The sequence below is a fragment of the Jatrophihabitans sp. sgz311053 genome (assembly GCF_056135305.1).
In genome coordinates this window covers 119,921-141,226 of record NZ_JBWAXP010000002.1, presented here as the reverse complement: position 1 = coordinate 141,226, position 21,306 = coordinate 119,921, and the positions used below count along the sequence as shown (strand labels likewise).

Sequence of the window (21,306 nt, the reverse complement as noted above, 5' to 3'; positions counted from 1 at the left end):
GGTGAAAGCATTCTCCTGCCCGGTCTGCCGCAGCCTCGTCTTCTTCGAGAATTTCATCTGCCTGACCTGTGACACCGAGCTGGCCTTCGACCGGTCTTCGCGGGAGTTGGTCGCCCGTGAGGGCCGGCCTTACTGCCGCAACTCAGCGCTGGCCGGCTGCAATTGGCTTGCTGAGGACGACGCCGCGGGCTACTGCGGTTCCTGTCGACTCACCCGGACGCGTCCCGCCGACGACGATGTCGATGCCCAGCCGGCCTTCGTCCGGACCGAGGCCGCCAAGCGACGGCTCGTCTTCCAGCTCGACCACCTGGGTCTGCCGACGACACCACGCAGCGAGGACGCCGACCACGGCTTGGCCTTCGACCTGCTCTCCAGCGCCAACGAGCACGTCATCACCGGTCACGCCTCCGGGGTCATCACCATCGACCTGGCCGAGGGCGACGATCCGCATCGCGAGGCGATGCGGGTGAAGCTCGCCGAGCCGTACCGGACGATGCTCGGCCACCTGCGGCACGAGATCGGACACTGGTACTGGGACGTCCTGGTCGACGACTCGCCCTACCTGGACCGCTTCCGCGACCTCTTCGGCGACGAGCGGGCCGACTACCAGCAGGCGCTGAAGGAGCACTACGGGCGCGGCACCGACACCGACGACTGGGTCGGGACCCACGTCAGCCACTACGCGGCCTCCCACCCGTGGGAGGACTGGGCCGAGACCTTTGCGCACTACCTGCACATCCGCGACACCACCCAGACGGCGGCGTCGTGGGGCGTGCGCAGCGACGGTCCGGCCCTGGATCTCTCGCTGGCCTGGGACGCGCAGCTCGAGGTCGAACCCACCGAGGATTCCGACTCCTTCGACGAGCTGGCTCGGCAGTGGTTGGCGTTGAAGCTGGTGCTCAACGCCCTCAACCGCAGCATGGGCAAGGAGGACCTCTACCCGTTCGTCCTCACGCCCACAGTGCTGGACAAGCTGCGCTTCGCGCACGTCGTCATCACGTCGCATCGCGCGGTCCCGGCCTGAGCCGAGCGGCTCGTCGCGTCCCCGACAACGATGACGGGCTCGCATCGGCGTCGTTGCCGATGCGAGCCCGGGAAACGGACATCGTCCGTGCGCCTCCAATGTAACCGTAGTCACAGCCGCGAGACAAGGGTGGCGGCCGACTCGGGACAGCCACCGCACGACGGCACCGGTCGGTACCGTCTCGTTAGGGTGAGGTCGTGGCCCCGGAGGGAGCGTCGATGAGGCAGGCATGGCGTTCGTTGCTGCCGGTCGTCGACACCGCCCTCGACCGCACCATCGTGCCGGGGTACTCGCGGATCGGCTACACCGTCCGCCGCTCGTGGTGGCCGGCCGACCTCCCCGATGGCGCGCTGGACGGGCACACCGTCGCCATCACGGGCGCCAACTCGGGGCTGGGCAAGGCGACGGCGCTCGGTGCCGCCCGGCTGGGGGCGGCCGTCCGACTGCTCTGCCGTAACGCCGAACGGGGGGAGCAGGCCCGGCGCGAGATCGCGGCCGCCGTCCCCGGCGCCTCGATCACGATCGACGAGTGCGACCTGAGCTCGCTGAAGTCCGTCCGGGCCACTGCCTCCCGGCTCCGCGACGAGCTGCCCTCACTGCGCGGGCTGGTGCACAACGCAGGCGTGTTGCCGCCAGAGCGCACCGAGACCGAGGACGGTCACGAGCTCACCGTCGCGACCCATGTCCTCGGACCGCACCTGCTCACCGCCGACCTGCGACCGCTGCTCTCGGCCGACTCCGACGCGCGGGTCGTCTTCGTCTCCTCCGGCGGCATGTACGCGCAGCGGCTGCGCGTGGACGACCCCGAGTTCCACGAGGGCGACTTCAACGGCACGGCTGCCTACGCCCGCACCAAGCGGATGCAGGTGGTGCTGGCCGAGCTCTGGTCGCGCCGGATGACCGGCGTCGCCGTCCACGCGATGCACCCCGGCTGGGCCGACACGCCGGGTGTCACCGACTCGCTGCCCGGCTTCGCGAGGCTCGTCGGCCCGATCCTGCGCAGCGCTGAGCAGGGAGCCGACACCGCCGTCTGGCTGCTCGGCGCCCCGGAGGCCGGCGCCACGACCGGGTTGTTCTGGCACGATCGCCGTCCGCGCCCGACCTCGTACCTGCCGTACACCCGCTACTCCGACGCCGAGGCAGAGAAACTGTGGGACTACTGCGCGGTGGCGACCCGGCTCTAGCGCCCCCCGCAGCCGGTCCCGGCCGGTCCTGGCCGGTCCTGGCCGGTCCTGGCCGGTCCCGACCGGTCCTGGCCGGTCCCGACCGGTCGCTTCGCTCCGGTTGGCCCCACGTCGGCGCGGTTGGCCCCACGTCAGCGCGGTGGATCCGACTCGGTGACCGCGCCGAGGTGGGGCCAACCCGCGGCGTACCGCGGCCTGTGGACAACGCCCGACGCTCAGGACCGATCAGTGGCACGGTCTTCGTCCGTGCGACCCCTACCGATCATTGCGTTCCGTCAGAACGGCGTCTTCACCACGCAGCAGGCGTTGGACGCCGGCTGGACATCGCACGCGCTACGTCACGCGGTGAGTGCCGACCGGCTCTACCGGGTTCGCGAAGGCGCCTACTCGCAGCCTCGCGCGGACGCTGTCGACGAACTTCGAGCAAGAGCGACCGCGGTCTCGCTGACCAATCCGACAGTGCAGATCAGTCACAGTGCGGCAGGGGTGCTCCTCGGGCTCCACCTGCTCGCCGTGCCCTCTCACGTCTGCGCCACGTATCCGCGGGGTCGGCGCGGTCCCATGAGTGAGGTCCACCGACACCGCGGCAAGCTCGGTCCCGGCTCGACCGGGCGGCTCGGCGCGATCCGACTCACCACTGCGGCACGCACCGTGCTGGACATCGGTCACGAGCACGGAACGGATGCCGGGATCGTTGCGGCCGACTCAGCGCTGCGGCTCGGACTCATGACCCCGGCTCACCTCGAACATGCCGTCGTGGCCACGCAGTTCTGGCCGGGAGTCGCGGGTGCACAGCGCGCCGCGATGCTGGCCGACGCCGCCGCCGAGTCGCCTTTGGAGTCCATCAGCCGGTTGCGCATCATCGACTTCGGGCTTCCGGCGCCGGAGCTCCAGGTCCCCATCTACAGCTCGACGGGGCTCTTCCTCGGCCGGCCGGACTTCTATTGGCAGGGCCCCGGGGTGATCGGTGAAGCCGACGGCTTGGTCAAGTACAACGGCAGTCCCGACACGCTGGTCACCGAGAAGCGACGCCAGGCCGCCCTCGAGCAGGCAGGACTCATCGTCGTCCGTTGGCTGTGGCAGGACCTCGCCAACTTCTCCGTCGTGACGGCCCAGCTCCGGGACGCGTTCGCGCGCGGGCTTCGTCCCGATCGGACGCAACGTCGCTGGATCGCCGGCGGTTGGCCCCAGCCCAGCGCGGTGGGATGAGGCTCCGGACCGCGCTCGCATGGGGCCAACCGCGCCCGAATGGGGCCAACCCCCGGGGTGCTCGGGTGGGGCCAACCGCGCCCGGATGGGGCCAACCCGCGGCGGGCGGCGGGTGCCTAGGCCTTGTACTCCCGCAGCAGGCCCCGGCTGATGATCGTCTTCTGGATCTCCGACGTGCCCTCGCCGATGAGCAGGAACGGCGCCTCGCGCATGAGGCGCTCGATCTCGTACTCCTTGGAGTAGCCGTAGCCGCCGTGGATGCGGAAGGAGTCCTGGGTGACTTCGGCGCAGTACTCGGAGGCGATGAGCTTGGCCATGCCGGCCTCGACGTCGTTGCGGGTGCCGGCGTCCTTGAGGCGGGCGGCGTTGACCATCATCAGATGCGCGGCCTCGACCTTCGTCGCCATCTCCGCCAGCTTGAAGGCGATGGCCTGGTGGTCGGCGATCTGCTTGCCGAAGGTCTTGCGCTGCTGGGCGTAGGCGACGGCGAGCTCGAAGGCGCGGATCGCGATGCCGCAGGCGCGGGCGGCGACGTTGACGCGACCGACCTCGACGCCGTCCATCATCTGCGCGAAGCCCTTGCCGCGGGCCTCCGTACCACCGAGCACGCGGTCGGCGGGGACGCGAACGCCGTCCAGGATCATCTCCGTGGTCTCGACGCCCTTGTAGCCCATCTTGTCGATCTTGCCGGGGATGGTGAGGCCCGGACGGGTCTCGCCGAAGCCGGCCTCCTTCTCGATGAGGAACGTCGACATGTTCTTGTAGACCGAGTCGGCGCCCTGGTCGTCCTTGACGAGGGTGGCCACGACGCGGGAACCGCCACCGTTGGTGAGCCACATCTTCGAGCCGTTGAGGACGAACTCGTCGCCGTCCTGCTCGGCGCGGGTCTTGATGGCCGAAACGTCGGAGCCGAGGTCGGGCTCGCTCATCGAGAACGCGCCGCGGATCTCACCGGTGGCCATCTTGGGCAGGAAGTACTGCTTCTGCTCGTCGGTGCCGTGCTGGGCGATCATGTACGCCACGATGAAGTGCGTGTTGATGACGCCCGAGACGCTCATCCAGCCGCGGGCAATCTGCTCGACGACGAGGGCGTAGGTGAGCAGCGACTCCCCCAGACCGCCGTACTCCTCGTCGATCATGAGCCCGAAGAGGCCCATCTCCTTCATGCCCTCGACGATGGCCTCGGGGAACTCGTCCTTGTGCTCGAGGTCGTTCGCGTACGGCAGGATCTCCTTGTCCACGAAGGTCTTGACGGCCGAGAGGATCTCGGTCTGGACCTCGGTGAGGCCGGCGGTCTGGGCGAGGCGAGCCATGCGTCATTCCTTCGCGACTGGGCGCGCGGCATCACAGCCGCGTGGCGAACAGATGTACTCGGAGTATCCCTCGTGCATCGCGGGTGGCCCAGCCGAGCACCCGTGACATCACTCTCAGACCGCTTCGGCCACGACGGCTACGAGGGCAGCGACACCGTCTGCGCGGCCGGGGGCGGTGTCACCGTGTACGGCGAGTTCCAGTCCGAGAAGACGAGCGTCCCACCTTCGCCGGACTCTTTAGAGACGAGCTTGAGCGGGTAGGGCGTCCCGGACGAGGCGATGTCGATGGTGCCCTCGCTGTCGCCGTACGTCGTGGTCGCGACGCCGTTGACGGACGCCTGACCCAGCCGCTTCAGGTTCTGGACGTCGGGGTCGTCAAGGTTCTTGGAGAACGCGGAGATCAGCGAGCTGCGGTCGGCGAACTGTGCGAAGCCCTTGCCGGCCTCGGATCGCTGGGAGGTCTTGACCCACTTGCCGGCGAATTGCCTGGCCGCGCCCTCCCCGGCCTGTTGCCGCCAGAACGACGACGGCGCCTTGAAGTACACCAGAGACCCGACCGTGCGCACTGCGACCCGCACCCCGGACATCCCGATCGAGCCCGCCGCGCCGTTGCTGCCGTAGTGGACGTCGAGGTCCAGCGGCTCGCCGTTGTCCTGCCCCGACGCGACGACTCTGTAGGACTTGGCCTGCTGCGCGGCTCGCAACGACGTGGCGATCGCCCGCTGCGCCTGCGATCCCCCGGTTCCGGTACTCGAGCTCCCGGATGTGGGATCCGAAGCGCCAGCGGTGCCGGATGCGCTGGAGCCCCCGGTAGCGCCGGGTCTCCCGGAACCGTCGGTGTCGGAGCCGCAACCGGTGAGCACGGTGACGAGCACGGTGCCGATCGCGAGCGTGGTCAGGGTGGTGGTCTGTGCCCTCCGCATGAGCCGCTACCTACCCGGCAGCTCGCTCGCCCACACACACCGCGAGATTCAGCGTTGCGGGTACCCCTGCTGCGGCTGCTGCGGATATCCCTGCTGCTGGTAGGGCTGCTGCGGGTAACCCTGCTGGTTCGCGGCGAGGAGCTGCTCCACCTCGGCCTTGGCGACCTTCGTCCCTGCGCCACAGAAGGTGCAGGTCGTCGAGTGCGTGATCCGGAACGGGAAGACCGGGATGAAGAACAGCGTGAACCAGGTGCTCCGCTTCACCAACTGCTGGGCCGCCGGATTCCCGCAGTTGCGGCAGACGAAGTAGAGCGTGGCGAGCAGCTTCACCATCGTCCGCGAGCCGAAGATGATCACGAAGTCCCCCTTGGTGCGGTGTCCGTCGCTGGCAGTCTGACCCGGCGGCACTGAGAGCGCACCACGACGGGCAGGGCAGTCGTCCCCGGTCGTCCACCGCGCGGCGAGCAGCCGACGCGCCTAGCGTCGGCGTCATGACACCCCTCACACCACGCCGTCGCCTGACGACCCTGCTCGTCACCGCGACCGCGGCCAGCACCGTGCTCCTGCCCGCCGTCACCGCGCCCGCCGGTGCCGCCTCCCCCGGCCACGCCAAGCGCGTGGTCAGCGGCGACTTCCCGGACCCCGGCTTCGCCAAGTTCGGGTCCCGCTACTACCTCTACAAGACCGGCGGCCTCTTCGGTTCCACCTCCTCGACCTCGCCGGCGAGCGGATACGGCAAGGTCGTGTCGTCGATGAAGTCCCGGCCGAAGTGGGTCGCCAAGGACGCCAAGCTGTGGGCGCCGCACGTCTTCAAGACCAAGGACGGGCTGGGCCGCGCCCTGTACGTCATGTACTACACCGGCGTCTACGCCAAGACCGGCGTGCACTGCGTCGGTGTCGCGAAGTCCGGCAGCCCCAACCGTGGCTTCGTGGACAGCAACAGCAAGCCCACCGTCTGCTCGGGCAAGGCCGGGTACGAGGCCATCGACCCGTCGGCGTATCTCGCCAAGGACGGCAAGCGTTACATGCTCTACAAGGTCAACTACCGCAACCAGAAGAACTTCGACATCCGTGCCATCCAGATGGACCCGTCCACGGGCAGCGTCACCATCGGGTCGAGCAGGTCCAAGATCTTCCTCGCCTCGTCGCGGATCGAAGCGCCGTCAGCCATCGCGCACGGCGGCAAGGTGTGGCTGTTCACCTCGCGCGGCGACTACATCAACTGCACCTACTCGACCGATGTCTGGGTCGCGTCGACCTTCTGGGGCGGCACCTTCAAGCGGGTCAAGACGGTGATGTCGCGGGCCTCCACCGGGCTCTGCGGACCGGGCGGCGCCACCGTGCTGCAGGACGGCAGCACCACCCGCATCGCCTTCCACGCCTACATCGACGCGAACCACAACGGCGTCAAGGACGGCAACACCCGGCAGGCCTGGGTGGGCGTGCTGCGCTGGAACTCGAGCGGTCCCTACCTCTACTGACCGGCGCCGACCTTGGCCAGGAACTCGGCGACGTAGGTCCACGTCGAGTTCCTGGCCGTCGGTCCGCTCAGCACACCGAGATGGCTGCCGGGGGCCGTCTCGTAGCGCAGTGATCGTGCTGCGGTGAGGACGTCGCAGGCCCGGCGGACGCAGGCGATCGGCGCGATGACATCGGTCTCGCCGGCGACGACGAGGACGTCCTGCGTGACCCGGCCGAGCTCGACCCGGCGGTCGCTGCTGAGCTGCAGGTAGCCCCTGCTGAGCTGGTTGGCCTGCACGGCGTGGGCGTAGAGCTGGTCGTAGAGCCGGCCGGGGTAGCCCGGCATCATCCCGATGAAGCGGTCGACGGCCTCCATCCGGCCGAGCGTCTCGGTGTCACCGAGGTTGCGCAGCACGAACCAGGGCTTGGTGAGCTCTCGCTGCAGCGCGGTGAACCGGAAGCTGCCCTTGACCGCCCAGGCGGGCAGACCGCCGGCCGCGCGGAACGTCGTCCGCAGCACCCGGCCGCCGGTGTACTTCCCGAGGGTCCGCAGCGGCGCCAGGTAGGGGACGGCGCTGTAGTCGATGGGCGTGCCGACGGCGGCGATCGACCGCAGCGGCAGGTCGTCGTGGGACGCCGCGGTGAGGAAGGTGAGGGTGCCCCCGAGCGACCAGGTGACGACGTCCACCGGACGGTCGCCGTGCCGGGACGAGACCCGGCGGAGCGTCTCGGGGATGATCCCGTCGATCCAGTCCTCGAAGCCCATCCGGCGATCGGCGAAGGTGATGTCGCCGAAGTCGACGACGTAGACCGGACGGCCGACGCCCACGAGGAAGGCTGCCAGGCTCTGGTCCGGACGCAGGTCGAAGCAGCTGATGTGCACGGCCAGCGGCGGCACCAGCAGGATCGGATCGCCGGCAGCCCCGGCCGCGCCGTAGCGCCGCAGCCGCGCATGGGGCGCGTCGTGGACGAGCTCCGACGGCGTCGGGTCGGCCGGCTCGACACCGTCGCCGAGGTAGTGCGCCCAGGCGTTGCGGACGTTGCGGGCGAGCGCCACGGCGCGACCTCCTACTGAACCAAGTTCAACGAGATTACGCGACTGCGCCAGGCGTGACTGTCATCCCGGTGACATCCACGGCTTTCACGGGTACTGCCCGTGCGACCGGCTGCTACGTTCCGCTGGACCTGACCTCGCCGAAAGGGAGACGATGCGACCCGCCCGAGATTTCTTCACGCCGCTCGCCGTCGGGGCACCTGCCCCGTTGCGGGAGATCCCGGCCCGGCCGTCTCGCATGATCCACTTCTTCGACCCCAGCAACGCCAAGATGGCGGCCAAGATCCCGGACATGGTCGGCACCGTCGACGTCCTGCTCGGCAACCTCGAGGACGCCGTCAAGGCCGACAACAAGGAAGCCGCCCGCAACGGCCTCGTGGAGATCGCCAAGACCACCGACTTCGGCCGGACCCAGCTCTGGACGCGCATCAACGCCCTCGACTCGCCCTGGGTGCTCGACGACCTCACCACGCTGGTGCCCGAGATCGGGGACAAGCTCGACGTCATCATGGTGCCGAAGGTGCAGGGCGCCGAGGACATCCACTACGTCGACCGACTGCTCGCCCAGCTCGAGGCCAAGGCGGGCCTCGAGCGACCCATCCTCATTCACGCGATCCTCGAGACCGCGCGCGGCGTCGCCAACATCGAGGAGATCTGCGCCGCCTCGCCGCGCATGCACGGGCTCTCACTCGGCCCCGCCGACCTCGCCGCGGACCGCCGCATGAAGACCACCCGCGTCGGCGGCGGCCACCCCGGCTACCTCGTTCGGCAGGACCCGACCGACGGCGACATCACCGGCCAGCGGACCACGTACCAGCAGGATCTCTGGCATTACACGATCGCGCGCATGGTGGACGCCTGCGCGATGCACGGCATGTACGCCCACTACGGTCCCTTCGGCGACATCGCCGACGTCGTGGCCTGCGAGGACCAGTTCCGCAACGCCTACCTGCTCGGCTGTGTCGGCGCCTGGAGCCTGCACCCCAAGCAGATCGCCATCGCCAAGAAGGTCTTCAGCCCCTCGGTCGAGGACGTCACGCACGCCAAGCGTGTGGTCGCAGCCATGGGCGACGGCACCGGCGCGGTCATGATCGACGGCAAGATGGAGGACGACGCCTCCACCAAGCAGTGCTTGGTCATGGTCGAGCTCGCCGAGCAGCTGGCCGCGATCGACCCGGAGCTCAAGGCTGAGTACGACAAGATCGTGATCGACGCATGAGCGCCGAGTTCCGGCCGCGGCGGTCCGTCCTGTACATGCCGTCGTCCAATGCCAAGGCGCTGGAGAAGGCCAAGACGCTGCCCATCGACGGCGTGATCTTCGACCTCGAGGACGCCGTCGCCCCGGACGCCAAGCCGGCGGCTCGCGAGGCTGCGGCGACAGCGGTGAGCAGCGGCGAGTACGGCAAGCGCGAGCTGACGATCCGCGTCAACGGCATCGGCACCGAGTGGCACGACGAGGACATCGTCGCCGCCGCGCAGGCCGGCCCGGACGGCATCGTCGTACCGAAGGTCAACACCGCCGACGAGGTCCGCTCGCTGGTGGCCGCGATCGAGAAGGCCGGCGCCCCCGAGCGGACCAAGCTCTGGGCCATGATCGAAACCCCGCAGGCCATCTTCAACGCCCGCGAGATCGCGACCGCCTCCGACCGGCTGGCCGTCTTCGTCATGGGTACCAACGACCTGGTCAAGGAGCTCTACGCCGAGCACGTACCCGGCCGCGCGCCGGTGCTCACCAGCCTCTCGCTCGCCGTCCTCGCCGCGCGCGCCGGCGGCATCGCCATCCTCGACGGCGTCTACAACAACGTGAAGGACGCCGACGGTTTCCTCGCCGAGTGCCGCCAGGGTCGGGAGTTCGGCTTCGACGGCAAGACGCTCATCCACCCCGGTCAGGTCGAGGGTGCCAACGAGGCCTTCGCGCCGTCCGAGCAGGCCGTCACCGACGCCCGCGGCATCCTGCAGGCGTGGGAGGACGGCAAGGGCACCGGCGTCGTCACCTACAACGGCCGGATGATCGAGAACCTGCACGTCGAGTCGGCGCAGCGGACGCTCGCCATCGCCGACGCCATCGCCGCGCTGGGCTGAGTGACGCCGGGTCGACGCCGCGGTAGCCCCGCCGAGCGTTCATGATCACCAGGTGACGGCTCGGACGGGTGCGCTCCTGAGACTTCTTCACACGGGTCGCATGGCAGCCACCTCGGCTGAGTAGCCTGCTCGGGTGAGCACCGGCGACCGCGTCTTCGTCGCCCGGCTGGCCGGCATCGAGGTCTTCGACCCGTCCGGCGACCAGCTGGGCAAGGTCCGTGACGCCGTGACGATGCTGCGGGCCGATCGGCAGCCGCCGCGCGTCCTCGGTCTCGTCGTCGAGGTCGCGCAGCGGCACCGCATCTTCGTCCCGATGGGGCGGGTGGTGCGCATCGAGCCCGACCAGATCGTCCTCGCCTCTGGCACCGTCAACATGCGCCGCTTCGAGCGCCGCACCAACGAGATCCTCATCCTCGGCGAGCTGCTCGACCGGACGGTCACGGTCCGCGACTCCGGGCAGCGGGTCACCATCGTCGACGCCGGGATGGAGACCAACCGGGCCCGCGACTGGGTGGTCTCCCGGCTCGCCGTCCGCACTCCGTCGGCCCGCCTGTCGCGGCGCCGGGGGCAGCTGTCGCAGGTGGAGTGGAACGAGGTCGCCGGCCTCACCCTGGACGAACCGCAGGACGTCGCGGCCCAGGGCACCGACGCCACCGTCGCGATGCTGTCGGACCTCCGGCCCGCCGACGTCGCCGCCGCATTGTCGGACATGACCCCGAAGCGGCGCCTCGAGATCGCCAACGCCCTGGACGACGAGCGGCTGGCCGACGTCCTGCAGGAGATGAGCGAGGACGATCAGGTCGACCTCGTCCGGCAGCTCGCCGACGAGCGGGCCGCCGACGTCCTCGAGGCGATGGACGACGACGACGCTGCCGACCTGCTGGGCGACCTCCCCGCCGCGGACCAGCAGCGGCTGCTGGAGCTGATGGAGCCCGAGGACGCCGAACCGGTCCGACGGCTCATGACCTACGCCGACTACACCGCCGGTGGCCTGATGACCTCCGAGCCGCTGATCATGCTGCCGGACGCCACGGTGGCCGAGGCGCTGGCGCGGCTGCGCAACCCGGAGCTCTCCCCCGCCATCGCCGCGCAGGTCTACGTTGTGCGACCGCCGATGGCGACCCCGTCCGGACGCTTCCTCGGCACCGCACACGTGCAGCGGCTGCTGCGCGAACCACCGTCGGCCCTCGTCAGCGGCATCTGCGAGAAGGACACCGGCGCGCTGCGTCCCAACGCCTCCATCGACGAGGTGACCCGGCACATGGCGACGTACAACCTGGTCGCCGTCCCGGTTGTCGACGACCACGAGCGGCTCCTCGGCGCCGTCTCGGTCGACGACGTCCTGGACCACCTGCTGCCGGAGAACTGGCGCGACGACCGGTCGGAGGTCGGCAATGGCTGAGCGCGGTCGGCGGCCGGAGCGGATGCGGCTGGACCAGCCCGCCACCGGATCGCGGGGGCCACGCGTCCGGGTCGATGCCGAGGCCTTCGGCCGCGTCACCGAGAAGATCGCCCGCTTCCTGGGCACCGGCCGCTATCTCGTCGTCCAGAGCGCGATCATCGTGATCTGGATGGTCGGCAACGCCATTCCGGGCCTGCCGCACCCCGACGCCTATCCCTTCCTCTTCCTCACCCTCGCGCTGTCGTTGCAGGCCTCCTACGCCGCGCCGCTGATCCTGCTGGCCCAGAATCGCCAGGATGACCGCGACCGCATCAACCTCGACGCCGACCGCGAGGAGGCTCGGGAGTCCAAGGCCGACCTGGAGTACCTGGCGCGGGAGATCGCGGCGATCCGGATGGCCCTCGGCGAGGTCGCGACCCGCGACTACCTGCGCTCGGAGCTGCAGCGCATCGAGGAGCGCTTCGACGACGTCAAGGTCAGCAAGAAGGGCAAGAAGCGGGTTCAGGCCGACGCCAACGACTCAGCCGAGACCGAGGCGTAGCAGCGCGGCCGTCGCCGCGGCGGCGACCACCACGACGAGGAACGGGGCGCGACGCCACACCGCGATCGCGCCGACGGCGAAGCCGGCCAACCGCGGGACGTCGGCGTCGAGCCGGCGGCCGTCGGCGAGCAGCTGCACGACGACCAGGGCCGCCAGCAGTGCCACCGGCAGCAGCTCCACGGCGCGCCGGACGTGCCGGTGGTCCAGTACCCGAGCCGGCACGAGGTAGCCCGCGAGCTTCTCGGCATAACAGCCGGCGATGGTGCCGAGGACGAGCAGCCAGAGCGTCATGACGGCCGCTCCGATCCCACGGCGGTGGCGAGCAGCAGTGCCGCGCTCGCCGCCAACACCGGGATCCCCGGCGGTGTCAACGGGATGAGCACGACCGCGATGACGGCGCCGGCGACCGCCACCCGCCTCTCGATGCGTCCGGCCCGCAGTCGGGGCGCCAGCAGCGCCAGGAACGCCGCGGGGACGACGGCGTCCAGGCCGAAGTCGACGGGGTCGACGACGCCACCCACCACCGCCCCGGCGACGGTGGTGAGGTTCCAGAAGACGAAGACCCCGCCGGCCGTCCACCAGAACGCGGCGCGAGCGTCGGCCGGATCGGCCGCAGGCAGGTCCCGCGCCACCGCCATACCGGTCGACTCGTCGATCGTGCCGTGCGCCGCGAGCAGGCGCCGCCAGCCACGGAGGCGCAGCAGCGGCGCCAGCCGCATCGCGTAGAGCGTGTTGCGTGATCCCAGCAGCAGTCCGCTCGCCAGCGCCGGACCGACGCCACCACCACCGGCCACCACGCCGACCACCGCGAACTGCGTCCCGCCGGTGAAGGCGAGCAGCGACAGCAGGCAGGCCTGCAGCACGCTCAACCCGGCTGCGACCGCGGCCGCTCCGAAGGCGAAGCCGTAGGCACCGACGGCGACGCCGACCCCGAGCGAGTCACGAACGACGGGTCGGACGGGCCCGGTCACTCGGCGGCGGTCACTCGGCTGCGGGCGCGATACGGGCGAGCAGCCCGCCCAGCACCCGCAGCTCGTCGTCGCTGAAGTGCTTCAGCCAGTGGTCCCGGACCCCGGCCAGGTGCACCGGTGCCGCGGCACGCAGCGCCTCGAAGCCGGCGCGGGTGAGCACGGTGAAGGTGCCCCGCGCGTCGTGAGGCGCCGGCTCGCGGCGGACGAACCCCTCGGCCTGCAGCCGGTCGACCAGCCGCGTCAACCCCGACCGCGACAGCAGCACCCGGTCGGCGAGCTCGGCCATCCGCAGCCGGTGTCCCGGCGCCTCGACCAGCTGCAGCAGCACGTCGTACCAGGCGATGGGCATCCCGGCGTCGGCGAGCTCGCGCTCGAGCCGGCCCAGGACCGTCGCGTGCGCCCGCAGGAACGAGCGCCACACCCCCACCCGCCAGTCCGACGGCCGCAGCGCGTGGCCACGGTCACCGCTACCGGAGGGAGCCTGCGAGGTCACGACTGCCGATCCTACGTACCATCGACCGTGTGTCGCACCCGAATGAATCCGCTGTCCGCGAAGCGCTGACCACCGTCGACGACCCGGAGATCCGCAAGCCGATCACCGAGCTGGGCATGGTCGAGTCGGTCACCGTCGACGCCGACGGCCGCGTCGCCGTGGGCGTGCTGCTCACCGTCCCCGGCTGCCCGATGAAGGAGCAGCTGACTCGTGACGTCACGGCTGCGGTGAGCAAGGTGGCGGGCGTCTCCGGCGTGGACGTCAGCCTCGGCGTCATGACCGACGCCCAGCGCACCGCCCTGCGCGAGCAGCTGCGCGGCGACGCCCCCGCCAACGAGATCCCCTTCGCCCAGCCAGGCTCGCGGACCCGCGTCTACGCGGTGGCCTCCGGCAAGGGCGGGGTGGGCAAGTCGTCCACCACCGTGAACCTGGCCGTCGCGCTGGCGAAGCGTGGGCTCTCGGTCGGCGTCGTCGACGCCGACATCTACGGCTTCTCGGTGCCGCGCATGCTGGGCGTCGAGCACAAGCCGACCCAGGTCGACAACATGATCATGCCGCCCATCGCGCACGACGTGAAGGTCATTTCGATCGGCATGTTCACCCCCGGCAACACCGCCGTGGTGTGGCGCGGTCCGATGCTGCACCGGGCGCTGAACCAGTTCCTCGCCGACGTCTTCTGGGGCGATCTGGACGTCCTGCTCATGGACCTCCCGCCCGGCACCGGCGACATCGCAATCTCGGTGGCGCAGCTCGTGCCGTCCGCGGAGCTGCTCGTGGTCACCACGCCGCAGCTCGCCGCCCGTGAGGTGGCCGAGCGGGCGGGGTCCATCGCGCTGCAGACGCACCAGCAGATCGTCGGCGTGGTGGAGAACATGAGCTGGCTGGAGATGCCCGACGGCTCCCGGATGGAGCTCTTCGGCAGCGGCGGTGGCCAGGCGGTGGCGGAGTCGCTGTCGCAGTCCACAGGGACGAACGTGCCGCTGCTCGGTCAGATCCCGATCGACCAGCAGGTTCGCGAGGGTGGAGACGAGGGGCTGCCCGTCGTGCTGCGGGCGCCGGAGTCGCCGGCCGCGCAGGCGCTGAACTCGGTCGCCGACGCCCTCGCCGCCCGCTCACGCAGCCTGGTCGGCCGTTCGCTGGGGCTGACCCCGGTCCGCTGACGGTCGCCGGCCCCCTGATCGAGAGCTGCCCCGCGACCTGATCGTCGGGAGTGGGACGGGTCAGAGGGCGGCGAGCGCGTCCGGGATGGCGTCCTCGCCCGAGACGGCCTCGAACTGCTTGCCGATGGTCGACGGGGTCTCGAGTGCCTCGGCGATGATCGCCGCGACGTCCGCCCGCGGGATGCTGGCCCGCTCGACTGACTCGGCCAGCGTCACCCGGCCCGTGCCGGCGTCGTCGGAGAGACCGCCGGGACGGACGATGGTCCAGTCCAGGTCGGTGTCGCGCAGCGCCGCGTCGGCCTCGCTCTTGGCGCGAAGGTAGACCTGGTAGACCTCGTCGGAGTCCGGGTCGAAGTCGTCGGTGTTGATGGCCGAGACCATGACGTAGCGCCGCACGTTGGCCTGCTGCGCTGCCCTGGCGAGCTTGACCGCGCCGTCCCGATCGAGAGTGAGCTTGCGCGCCGCGCCGCTCTTCGGGCCGGCACCGGCGGCGAAGACGACGGCGTCCGCGCCGCGGAGTGCAGCAGCGATCGCGTCCACGTCAGTCTGTTCGAGGTCCAACACCGCGGCCTCCCCTCCCGCGGCAACGACATCGGACTCGTGGTCGGGGTTGCGGATCAGCCCCACCGGATGGTGCCCGGCGTCGGCGAGACGGCGGGTGAGCAGCAGGGCGATCTGGCCGTGTCCTCCGGCGATGACGATGCGCATACCAGGTACCTGCCCGGCCGTCGCCGGGTCGTCACGCCGACTCAGGTGATGTCGTCGCCATAGCTGCTGGGACGCGGGCGCGGACGAGGACGAGGCGAGGGGGCCTCGGAACCGCCCTTGGTGACGTCGATCCGGCCGTGAGCGTGACCGTTCGCTCCGTTGACCCGGGGCGCGGGACTGCCGTCGGCCCGGTCGTCGAAGGAGTAGGAGGATCGGTAGCTGTCCCGGAGGTCGCGCAGATCGGAGCGCGGGTCGGCGGCGCGGAGGTCCTCGTCGCCGAAGAAGGCGTCGCGCATCATCGACTTCGGGTCGAAGCGCCCCGCCTCGTGGTCGTCGCCGAGCACCATCCGGGTGACAGCCGTCCGCGGGTTGAGATTGCGCAGGTCCATGTCGGCGAACTCGGGACCGAGCTCGTCGCGCAGCTGCTGTCGGGCCCCGGTGGCGAGCTCGCGCAGGGTGCGCAGCATGCCGGCGGCGTCACGGGCGAGGCCGGGCAGCTTCTCCGGACCGATGACCACGATGCCGACGATGGCGAGAACCACCATCTCCATCGGCCCGAGGTTGAACATCAGTCGTCCTTTGCGAGGGTGACCGTCACGGTCTTCTTCTGCGTCGTGCCCTTGACGTAATACGTGACTTCGATGCGGTCGCCGGGGCGCCGCTGGGAAACGAGGACGGACAACTGGTCGAACGTCTGGATCACCTGGCCGTCGGCAGCCACGATAACGTCGCCCTGCTGAAGACCAGCCTTGGCTGCCGGGCCGCCGGGCGAGACCTGGACGATGTAGCCGCCGACCTGCTTGCCCGGTGTCGCCGAGACGACAGTGCGCCCCTGCAGCCCGATGCTGCCGTGCTCGGCCTTGCCGGTCCGGATCAGCTCCTGGGCGATGCGGCGGGCGTAGTCGATGGGGATCGCATACCCGATGCCGGTGATGGCCGCGCCCGAGCCGTTGGGGCCGACGGTGCCGAGCGCCGCGGCCGAGTTGATGCCGATGACCGCGCCGCTGCTGTTGACCAGTGCCCCGCCGCTGTTGCCGGGGTTGATAGGGGCGTCGGTCTGGATGGCGTTGAGGTACGCGTCCAGGCCACCGCTGTCGTTGTCCACCCGTACGGGGCGGTTCAGCGCCGAGACGATGCCGGAGGTGACGGTGCCCTGCAGACCCAGCGGCGAGCCGATTGCGACGACGCTGTCACCGACGGCCAGCTGGGACGATTTGCCGAGCGTGGCGACGGTGAGCTGGTCGTCCGGGACGCGCAGCACGGCGAGGTCGCTCTGCGGATCCCGTCCCACGATGCGGGCCGCCGCGGTGGCCTCGTTGCTGAAGGTCACCACGATGGTGCCGTTGCCGTCGGCGGCCGCCTCGATCACGTGGTTGTTCGTGAGCACGTCGCCGGCGGAGCTGATGACGACGCCGGAGCCGATGCTGAACTGGGTCTTCGTCGTCACGGCGATCGAGACGACGGCCGGCCCCACCCGCTTGGCGATGCCGGCCACGGACCCCGCCGGACGCTGCGTCGGCGTCTCCACCTGGGCGATGCTGGCGTCCGGCCGGAAGAGCGTGTCGTTCGCGCGGTCGGTGAGGAACCACCCGACGACGCCGCCGACGGTCCCGGCCAGCAACAGGGCGAGGACGAGGACGAGCGAGGACCGCAGGCCGAACCTGACGTGGCGGACGTTGTCGCCGCCGGACTCGGCGCCGTCGAGCTCCTCGTCGTCACCCTCGTCGGCGAGCTGCCCGGCTGCCGCCTCGGTGTCCTGCTCCGGCCCCAACTGGCTCGGACCGGCGGGGCCGAAGACGGCGCCCCGGCCAAGCCAGAACGGCGCGGAGGGGTCCCGCCACGGGTCCGACGGTGCGTCGGCCTTCCACCAGGGCGACTCGGCAGGCTTGCCGGCCGGCGGCAGCCGCGAGCCGGGCGCCGGGTCGAAGCCGTCCCGCGCGGTGGCGGGAGCGCCGAAGGCGTCGGCGAAGACGCGCGGTGTCGGGGCAGGGGTGGTGTGGTGCGGGACGAGCCGCTCCTGCTGCGGCGGCGCGAAGGCGGACGCGCCCTGCGGGCGGCCGAAGACGGCGGCCTCGGCCGGATTGACGGTGGGCGGCGGCGGCCGGTAATCCGTCGGCGCGTCGGATCGGGACTCGAAGCCACCGGAGACGCCGGCCGGACGGGCGTAGGCCGCGTCCGGGGTCCGCTCGACGGCGTCCGGGGAGCCGGGGCTCGCGCCGGAGGCGTCGGGGGCGGCGTGCCTGCCCGAGTCGCTGCGCTCGCTCACACGTCACCCTCTCGTGATCGTTCCGCCGGGCAGGAACGATCGCCGCCCGAGGTGTTGGCCTGCTGTCGAGTCTGCCCCGGGATGGGCCCGGAGGACGAGCCGACCGGGTTTTGCTCAGCGACCGCCTGCGCGGAACACATCGAGATCGGCGGACCGCGGGGCGGCCGGCGACGGCGTGCTGCGATGCTGCACCGTCGTCACCGTGCCGGTCCCGCTGCGCTCACCCGAGCCGTCCTCGCTGTCACCGGCGACCGCGGCGGTGGTGACCAGCGCACCGGCCAGGGCCACGACGGCGGCGGTGGTCCCGAAGAGGCCCGCGCGCGAGTGGGACCGATTCGGCCGAGCCGACTGCTCCGGGACGAACGCCGCGACCGAGCCGAGCGCACCGGAGGTGGCGAGCATGGTGCTGCCGTCGGGCATGACGACGGTGGGCGGCGACGCGATCGGCGTCACCTGCGGCAGCCCGCAGAGCCGGTCGAAGAGGCCCCCCGGTAGCTCGGGAGCCGGCGCGGTGCGCAGCACCAGCACCGCTTCCCGCTGCACCCGGACGGCCTCGGCGCACTCGGCGCAGGACCGGGTGTGACGGGCCGCGCGATCGCGGGCGTGACCGGTGAGGACACCGTCGGCGAAGGCCGCGACGGCCTCGTCCGAGAGGTGCTGCGGGTGGACGATCATGCGTCGCTCGTCTCCCAGTGCTCGGCCGCGGGACGGCGGCCGGGAGCGCGGTGGGCGAGGGCCTCGCGCAGCAGCACCCGGCCGCGGTGGATACGCGAACGCACCGTCCCGACCTTGATGCCGAGGGTGGCGGCGATCTCCTCGTAGGAGAGCTCCTCGAGGTCGCAGAGGACCACGGCGACGCGGAAGTCCGGCGGGAGCGCGTCGAGCGCAGCCTGGACCTCGGGGTCGAGGTGGAGCTGGTCATAGGTCGCCTCGGGGCCGGGGTTGGCACCGGCGAGGCGGTCGTGCGCGTCCTCGGGCAGGGCGTCGAAGCGGATGCGCTGCCGCCGGCGCACCATGTCCAGGAAGAGGTTCGTGGTGATCCGGTGCAGCCAGCCCTCGAAGGTGCCGGGCTTGTACTCGGCCAGCGAGCGGAAGACGCGGACGAAGGTCTCCTGGGTGAGGTCCTCGGCATCGGCGCGGTTGCCGGAGAGCCGGAAGGCGAGCCGGTAGACCCGGTCGGCGTGTTCGCGGACGACCTCGTCCCACGACGGCGGCACCCACGCCTGCGGGACCGTCTGCTCGGTCGCGTCGACCGTCATCACTCACCTCACGCTCGTCCGGGGACCGCTGCGGCCCGCCGGGACGAGGCAATCATCCGAAGCTGTACGTCTCCCACAACGTCAAGGTCGCTCTCAGCGTTCCCGGCGCGCGTTCCCGGCTGCCGGTCCGCTGGTACGGCTGTCGTGTCGCGGCCGGTCGTTGCGCCGTAGGCTCGGCGCTCGTGCACCGCATGACACCGGACGACGAACGGGCCGTGCAGCGGCTGGCGTGGTTCTGCCTGGAGCGACTGGCGATGTCCGCACCGCCGATCGACCGCCCGTTGACACCCGCCGAGCTGGACGAGCAAGCCGGCGAGACGATCACCGCCTCGGGTATCGGCATCGACGAGGCGCTGCGGCTCTGGCACGACGTGCTCGGACCGGCCTGCCTGTCGGTGGACCACCCCCGCTACCTCTCCTTCATCCCCAGCGCGCCGACCCGGGCCGCCGCGGCCTTCGACATGCTGGTGGGTGCGACGAGCGTCTACTCCGGCTCGTGGCTCGAGGGCTCGGGCGCGGTCTACGCCGAGAACCAGGCGCTGCGCTGGCTCACCACTCTGGCCGGCCTGCCCGCTGAGGCCGGGGGTGCTTTCGTCCAGGGCGGGACGATCGGCAACCTCTCGGCGCTGGTGGCCGCCCGTGAGTCGGCCAAGCATCGTCGCGGTGACCGGCGGCCCGGCCGCTGGGCGGTCGTCGTCACCGAGCAGACGCACTCCTCGGTCGAGCACGCGCTGCGGGTGGTCATGGACGTGGACATGGTCCTCGTCCCCGGCGACGAGCGCGGCCGCATGACGGGGGCGGCCCTGCGGGAGACGCTTGCCGCCACCGACCCCGAGGTCCGGGACGGCATCTTTGCCGTCGTCGCCACCGCCGGGACCACCAACCTCGGCATCGTCGACGACATCGCCGGCATCGGCGAGGTGGCCCGCGAGGAGGGCTGGTGGCTCCACGTCGACGCGGCCTACGGCGGTGCCGCGCTGGCCGCGCCGAGCGTGCGTCATCTCTTCGCCGGCATCGAGCACGCCGACTCCTTCATCGTCGACCCGCACAAGTGGCTCTTCGCGCCCTTCGACTCCTGCGCGCTCATCTACCGCGACCCGGTGCAGGCGCGGGTGGCGCACACCCAGCACGCCGGCTACCTCGACCCGGTCACCGTGGACGGCGAGTGGAACCCCTCGGACTTCGCCATCCAGCTGACCCGCCGGGCCCGCGGCCTGCCGTTCTGGTACTCGCTGGCCGTCCACGGCACCGAGGCCTACACCGCGGCGCTGGAGAAGACGCTGCAGGTGACGCGGGAGGGCGCGGAGGCGATCCGCAGCCGGGACCACGTCCGGCTGCTGCTCGAACCGGAACTCAGCGTGCTCGTCTTCGAACGCATCGGCTGGAACGCCGAGATGTACGCGCGCTGGAGCAGCCGCATCCTCGACGAGCAGATCGGCTTCGTCACCCCCACCACGCACCGCGGTCAGGTCTGCACGCGTTTCGCCATCGTCAACCCGCTGACGACCGTCCAGGACCTGGAACTGCTGCTGGACTCGATGATCTGACCGACCGATAGTGGATCGCGGTGCTGCGGCACCCGGATTCACGATCATTCCACCGATAGGGTCTGCGCATGGCCGAGGCGATGCTGAACCAGGCGAGCTTGTCCTACGCGGAGTCTTTCGCCGTCGAGGACGACATCACCGCGCGAGCGCGCGAGCGGGGCCGCGAACTCGGCTGCACCCCCATCGGTCCGGCCGGCGGCGCGACCCTGCGCCTGCTCGCCGCCGCGACCGGCGCGCGCAGCGTGGTGGAGGTCGGGACGGGTGCCGGCGTCAGCGGGCTCTACCTGCTCGGCGGCATGGCGCCCGACGGCATCCTCACCACCATCGACGTCGAGGGCGAGCACCAGCGTGCCGCCAAGCAGGCCTACACCGAGGCCGGGGTCGCGGCCGGCCGGTACCGGCTCATCAACGGCTCGGCCGCCGAGGTGCTGCCCCGGCTGCGCGACGACGCGTACGACCTCGTCCTGGTCGACGCCGACAAGCCCGCCTACGGCGTCTACTACGAGCAGGCGCTGCGGCTGCTGCGCCCCGGCGGCGTGGTGGCCTTCGACAACGCGCTGTGGCACGACCGGGTCGCCGACCCGTCCCACCGCGACCCCGAGACCTCGGTGCTGCGCGACCTCGGCCGGACCGTCCGGGACGACGAGCGCCTCGTCCCGGCCCTGCTGCCGGTGGGCGACGGACTGCTGGTGGCCGCGCGCCGCTGAGC

The 21,306-nt window shown here is 71.0% G+C and carries 23 protein-coding genes; 11 read left to right on the top strand and 12 right to left on the bottom strand.

All coding sequences use genetic code 11. From position 1 onward, the window contains the following. Position 1: 1 nt before the first annotated feature. The 3 genes from AC0NZQ_RS09510 (at position 2) to AC0NZQ_RS09500 (ending at position 3,417) form a co-directional block, all read left to right on the top strand. Positions 2-1,024 (top strand): zinc-binding metallopeptidase family protein, encoded by a 1,023-nt coding sequence (locus AC0NZQ_RS09510; protein WP_474529573.1) that lies wholly within the window; start codon positions 2-4, stop codon positions 1,022-1,024. Positions 1,025-1,242: 218 nt separating this feature from the next. Further along, on the top strand, positions 1,243-2,208 hold the full coding sequence (locus tag AC0NZQ_RS09505) for an SDR family NAD(P)-dependent oxidoreductase (protein WP_474529572.1): 966 nt from the start codon (positions 1,243-1,245) through the stop codon (positions 2,206-2,208). 246 nt (positions 2,209-2,454) lie between these two features. Next, positions 2,455-3,417, top strand: a complete 963-nt coding sequence (locus tag AC0NZQ_RS09500) for a type IV toxin-antitoxin system AbiEi family antitoxin domain-containing protein (protein WP_474529571.1) — start codon at positions 2,455-2,457, stop codon at positions 3,415-3,417. Positions 3,418-3,533: 116 nt separating this feature from the next. Here the strand turns inward: AC0NZQ_RS09500 and AC0NZQ_RS09495 are convergent, their stop codons facing one another. The 3 genes from AC0NZQ_RS09495 to AC0NZQ_RS09485 form a co-directional block, all read right to left on the bottom strand. After that, entirely contained in the window at positions 3,534-4,730 is a 1,197-nt protein-coding gene (locus tag AC0NZQ_RS09495) for an acyl-CoA dehydrogenase family protein (protein ID WP_474529570.1), read from the bottom strand. A gap of 137 nt (positions 4,731-4,867) precedes the next feature. Continuing rightward, a complete protein-coding gene (locus AC0NZQ_RS09490; protein ID WP_474529569.1) occupies positions 4,868-5,653 on the bottom strand; it encodes a LolA-like protein in 786 nt (261 codons plus the stop codon). A gap of 48 nt (positions 5,654-5,701) precedes the next feature. Beyond that, positions 5,702-6,010, bottom strand: a complete 309-nt coding sequence (locus AC0NZQ_RS09485) for a zinc-ribbon domain-containing protein (protein WP_474529568.1) — start codon at positions 6,008-6,010, stop codon at positions 5,702-5,704. A 134-nt stretch (positions 6,011-6,144) separates the two neighbouring features. On the opposite strand from AC0NZQ_RS09485, the gene AC0NZQ_RS09480 reads away from it, so the two are divergent. Beyond that, entirely contained in the window at positions 6,145-7,134 is a 990-nt protein-coding gene (locus tag AC0NZQ_RS09480; protein ID WP_474529567.1) for a family 43 glycosylhydrolase, read from the top strand. Here AC0NZQ_RS09480 and AC0NZQ_RS09475 read toward each other — a convergent pair. After that, positions 7,128-8,171 carry an alpha/beta hydrolase gene (locus tag AC0NZQ_RS09475; RefSeq protein ID WP_474529566.1) on the bottom strand — a complete coding sequence of 348 codons (1,044 nt, stop codon included), beginning with the start codon at positions 8,169-8,171 and terminating at the stop codon, positions 7,128-7,130. The two genes, AC0NZQ_RS09480 and AC0NZQ_RS09475, sit on opposite strands and share 7 nt — an antisense overlap. Before the next feature lie 151 nt (positions 8,172-8,322). On the opposite strand from AC0NZQ_RS09475, the gene AC0NZQ_RS09470 reads away from it, so the two are divergent. The 4 genes from AC0NZQ_RS09470 to AC0NZQ_RS09455 all read left to right on the top strand — a co-directional run bounded on the left by AC0NZQ_RS09470 (position 8,323) and on the right by AC0NZQ_RS09455 (position 12,193). Then, on the top strand, positions 8,323-9,387 hold the full coding sequence (locus AC0NZQ_RS09470; protein WP_474529565.1) for an HpcH/HpaI aldolase/citrate lyase family protein: 1,065 nt from the start codon (positions 8,323-8,325) through the stop codon (positions 9,385-9,387). After that, entirely contained in the window at positions 9,384-10,250 is an 867-nt protein-coding gene (locus tag AC0NZQ_RS09465) for an HpcH/HpaI aldolase/citrate lyase family protein (RefSeq protein WP_474529564.1), read from the top strand. Before AC0NZQ_RS09470 ends, AC0NZQ_RS09465 begins: the two co-directional genes overlap by 4 nt. Before the next feature lie 133 nt (positions 10,251-10,383). Then, positions 10,384-11,652 carry a magnesium transporter MgtE N-terminal domain-containing protein gene (locus tag AC0NZQ_RS09460; protein ID WP_474529563.1) on the top strand — a complete coding sequence of 423 codons (1,269 nt, stop codon included), beginning with the start codon at positions 10,384-10,386 and terminating at the stop codon, positions 11,650-11,652. Next, positions 11,645-12,193: a DUF1003 domain-containing protein gene (locus tag AC0NZQ_RS09455; RefSeq protein WP_474529562.1), complete on the top strand. Its 549-nt coding sequence runs from the start codon at positions 11,645-11,647 to the stop codon at positions 12,191-12,193. The genes AC0NZQ_RS09460 and AC0NZQ_RS09455 overlap by 8 nt, the downstream gene beginning before the upstream one ends. On the opposite strand, the gene AC0NZQ_RS09450 is transcribed toward AC0NZQ_RS09455, so the two are convergent. Genes AC0NZQ_RS09450 through AC0NZQ_RS09440 form a run of 3 tightly spaced genes read right to left on the bottom strand, consistent with a single transcriptional unit; the run spans position 12,173 to position 13,657 of the window. Continuing rightward, entirely contained in the window at positions 12,173-12,484 is a 312-nt protein-coding gene (locus AC0NZQ_RS09450; RefSeq protein WP_474529561.1) for an AzlD domain-containing protein, read from the bottom strand. The two genes, AC0NZQ_RS09455 and AC0NZQ_RS09450, sit on opposite strands and share 21 nt — an antisense overlap. Next, a complete protein-coding gene (locus AC0NZQ_RS09445; protein ID WP_474529560.1) occupies positions 12,481-13,164 on the bottom strand; it encodes an AzlC family ABC transporter permease in 684 nt (227 codons plus the stop codon). Before AC0NZQ_RS09445 ends, AC0NZQ_RS09450 begins: the two co-directional genes overlap by 4 nt. Before the next feature lie 10 nt (positions 13,165-13,174). Next, the gene (locus tag AC0NZQ_RS09440; protein ID WP_474529559.1) at positions 13,175-13,657 is read right to left on the bottom strand and encodes a MarR family winged helix-turn-helix transcriptional regulator; all 483 of its coding nucleotides are present in this window, start codon (positions 13,655-13,657) and stop codon (positions 13,175-13,177) included. Positions 13,658-13,686: 29 nt separating this feature from the next. On the opposite strand from AC0NZQ_RS09440, the gene AC0NZQ_RS09435 reads away from it, so the two are divergent. After that, positions 13,687-14,817 (top strand): Mrp/NBP35 family ATP-binding protein, encoded by a 1,131-nt coding sequence (locus AC0NZQ_RS09435; protein ID WP_474529558.1) that lies wholly within the window; start codon positions 13,687-13,689, stop codon positions 14,815-14,817. A 60-nt stretch (positions 14,818-14,877) separates the two neighbouring features. Here AC0NZQ_RS09435 and AC0NZQ_RS09430 read toward each other — a convergent pair whose 3' ends face one another. The 5 genes from AC0NZQ_RS09430 to sigE all read right to left on the bottom strand — a co-directional run bounded on the left by AC0NZQ_RS09430 (position 14,878) and on the right by sigE (position 19,050). Beyond that, positions 14,878-15,525: an SDR family oxidoreductase gene (locus AC0NZQ_RS09430; RefSeq protein ID WP_474529557.1), complete on the bottom strand. Its 648-nt coding sequence runs from the start codon at positions 15,523-15,525 to the stop codon at positions 14,878-14,880. A gap of 41 nt (positions 15,526-15,566) precedes the next feature. Then, entirely contained in the window at positions 15,567-16,094 is a 528-nt protein-coding gene (locus AC0NZQ_RS09425; RefSeq protein ID WP_474529556.1) for a sec-independent translocase, read from the bottom strand. Next, positions 16,094-17,791, bottom strand: a complete 1,698-nt coding sequence (locus AC0NZQ_RS09420; protein WP_474529555.1) for a S1C family serine protease — start codon at positions 17,789-17,791, stop codon at positions 16,094-16,096. The genes AC0NZQ_RS09425 and AC0NZQ_RS09420 overlap by 1 nt, the downstream gene beginning before the upstream one ends. A 114-nt stretch (positions 17,792-17,905) precedes the next feature. Continuing rightward, the gene (locus tag AC0NZQ_RS09415; protein WP_474529553.1) at positions 17,906-18,466 is read right to left on the bottom strand and encodes a hypothetical protein; all 561 of its coding nucleotides are present in this window, start codon (positions 18,464-18,466) and stop codon (positions 17,906-17,908) included. After that, positions 18,463-19,050, bottom strand: coding sequence for an RNA polymerase sigma factor SigE (gene sigE / locus AC0NZQ_RS09410; protein ID WP_474529552.1), 588 nt, complete (start codon positions 19,048-19,050; stop codon positions 18,463-18,465). Before sigE ends, AC0NZQ_RS09415 begins: the two co-directional genes overlap by 4 nt. Before the next feature lie 182 nt (positions 19,051-19,232). Here sigE and AC0NZQ_RS09405 point away from each other — a divergent pair, with 182 nt between their 5' ends. Together AC0NZQ_RS09405 and AC0NZQ_RS09400 are read left to right on the top strand one after the other, a co-directional pair. Beyond that, on the top strand, positions 19,233-20,597 hold the full coding sequence (locus tag AC0NZQ_RS09405; RefSeq protein WP_474529551.1) for a pyridoxal phosphate-dependent decarboxylase family protein: 1,365 nt from the start codon (positions 19,233-19,235) through the stop codon (positions 20,595-20,597). A 68-nt stretch (positions 20,598-20,665) separates the two neighbouring features. Beyond that, positions 20,666-21,304: an O-methyltransferase gene (locus AC0NZQ_RS09400; protein WP_474529550.1), complete on the top strand. Its 639-nt coding sequence runs from the start codon at positions 20,666-20,668 to the stop codon at positions 21,302-21,304. The last annotated feature ends 2 nt before the right edge of the window (positions 21,305-21,306 follow it).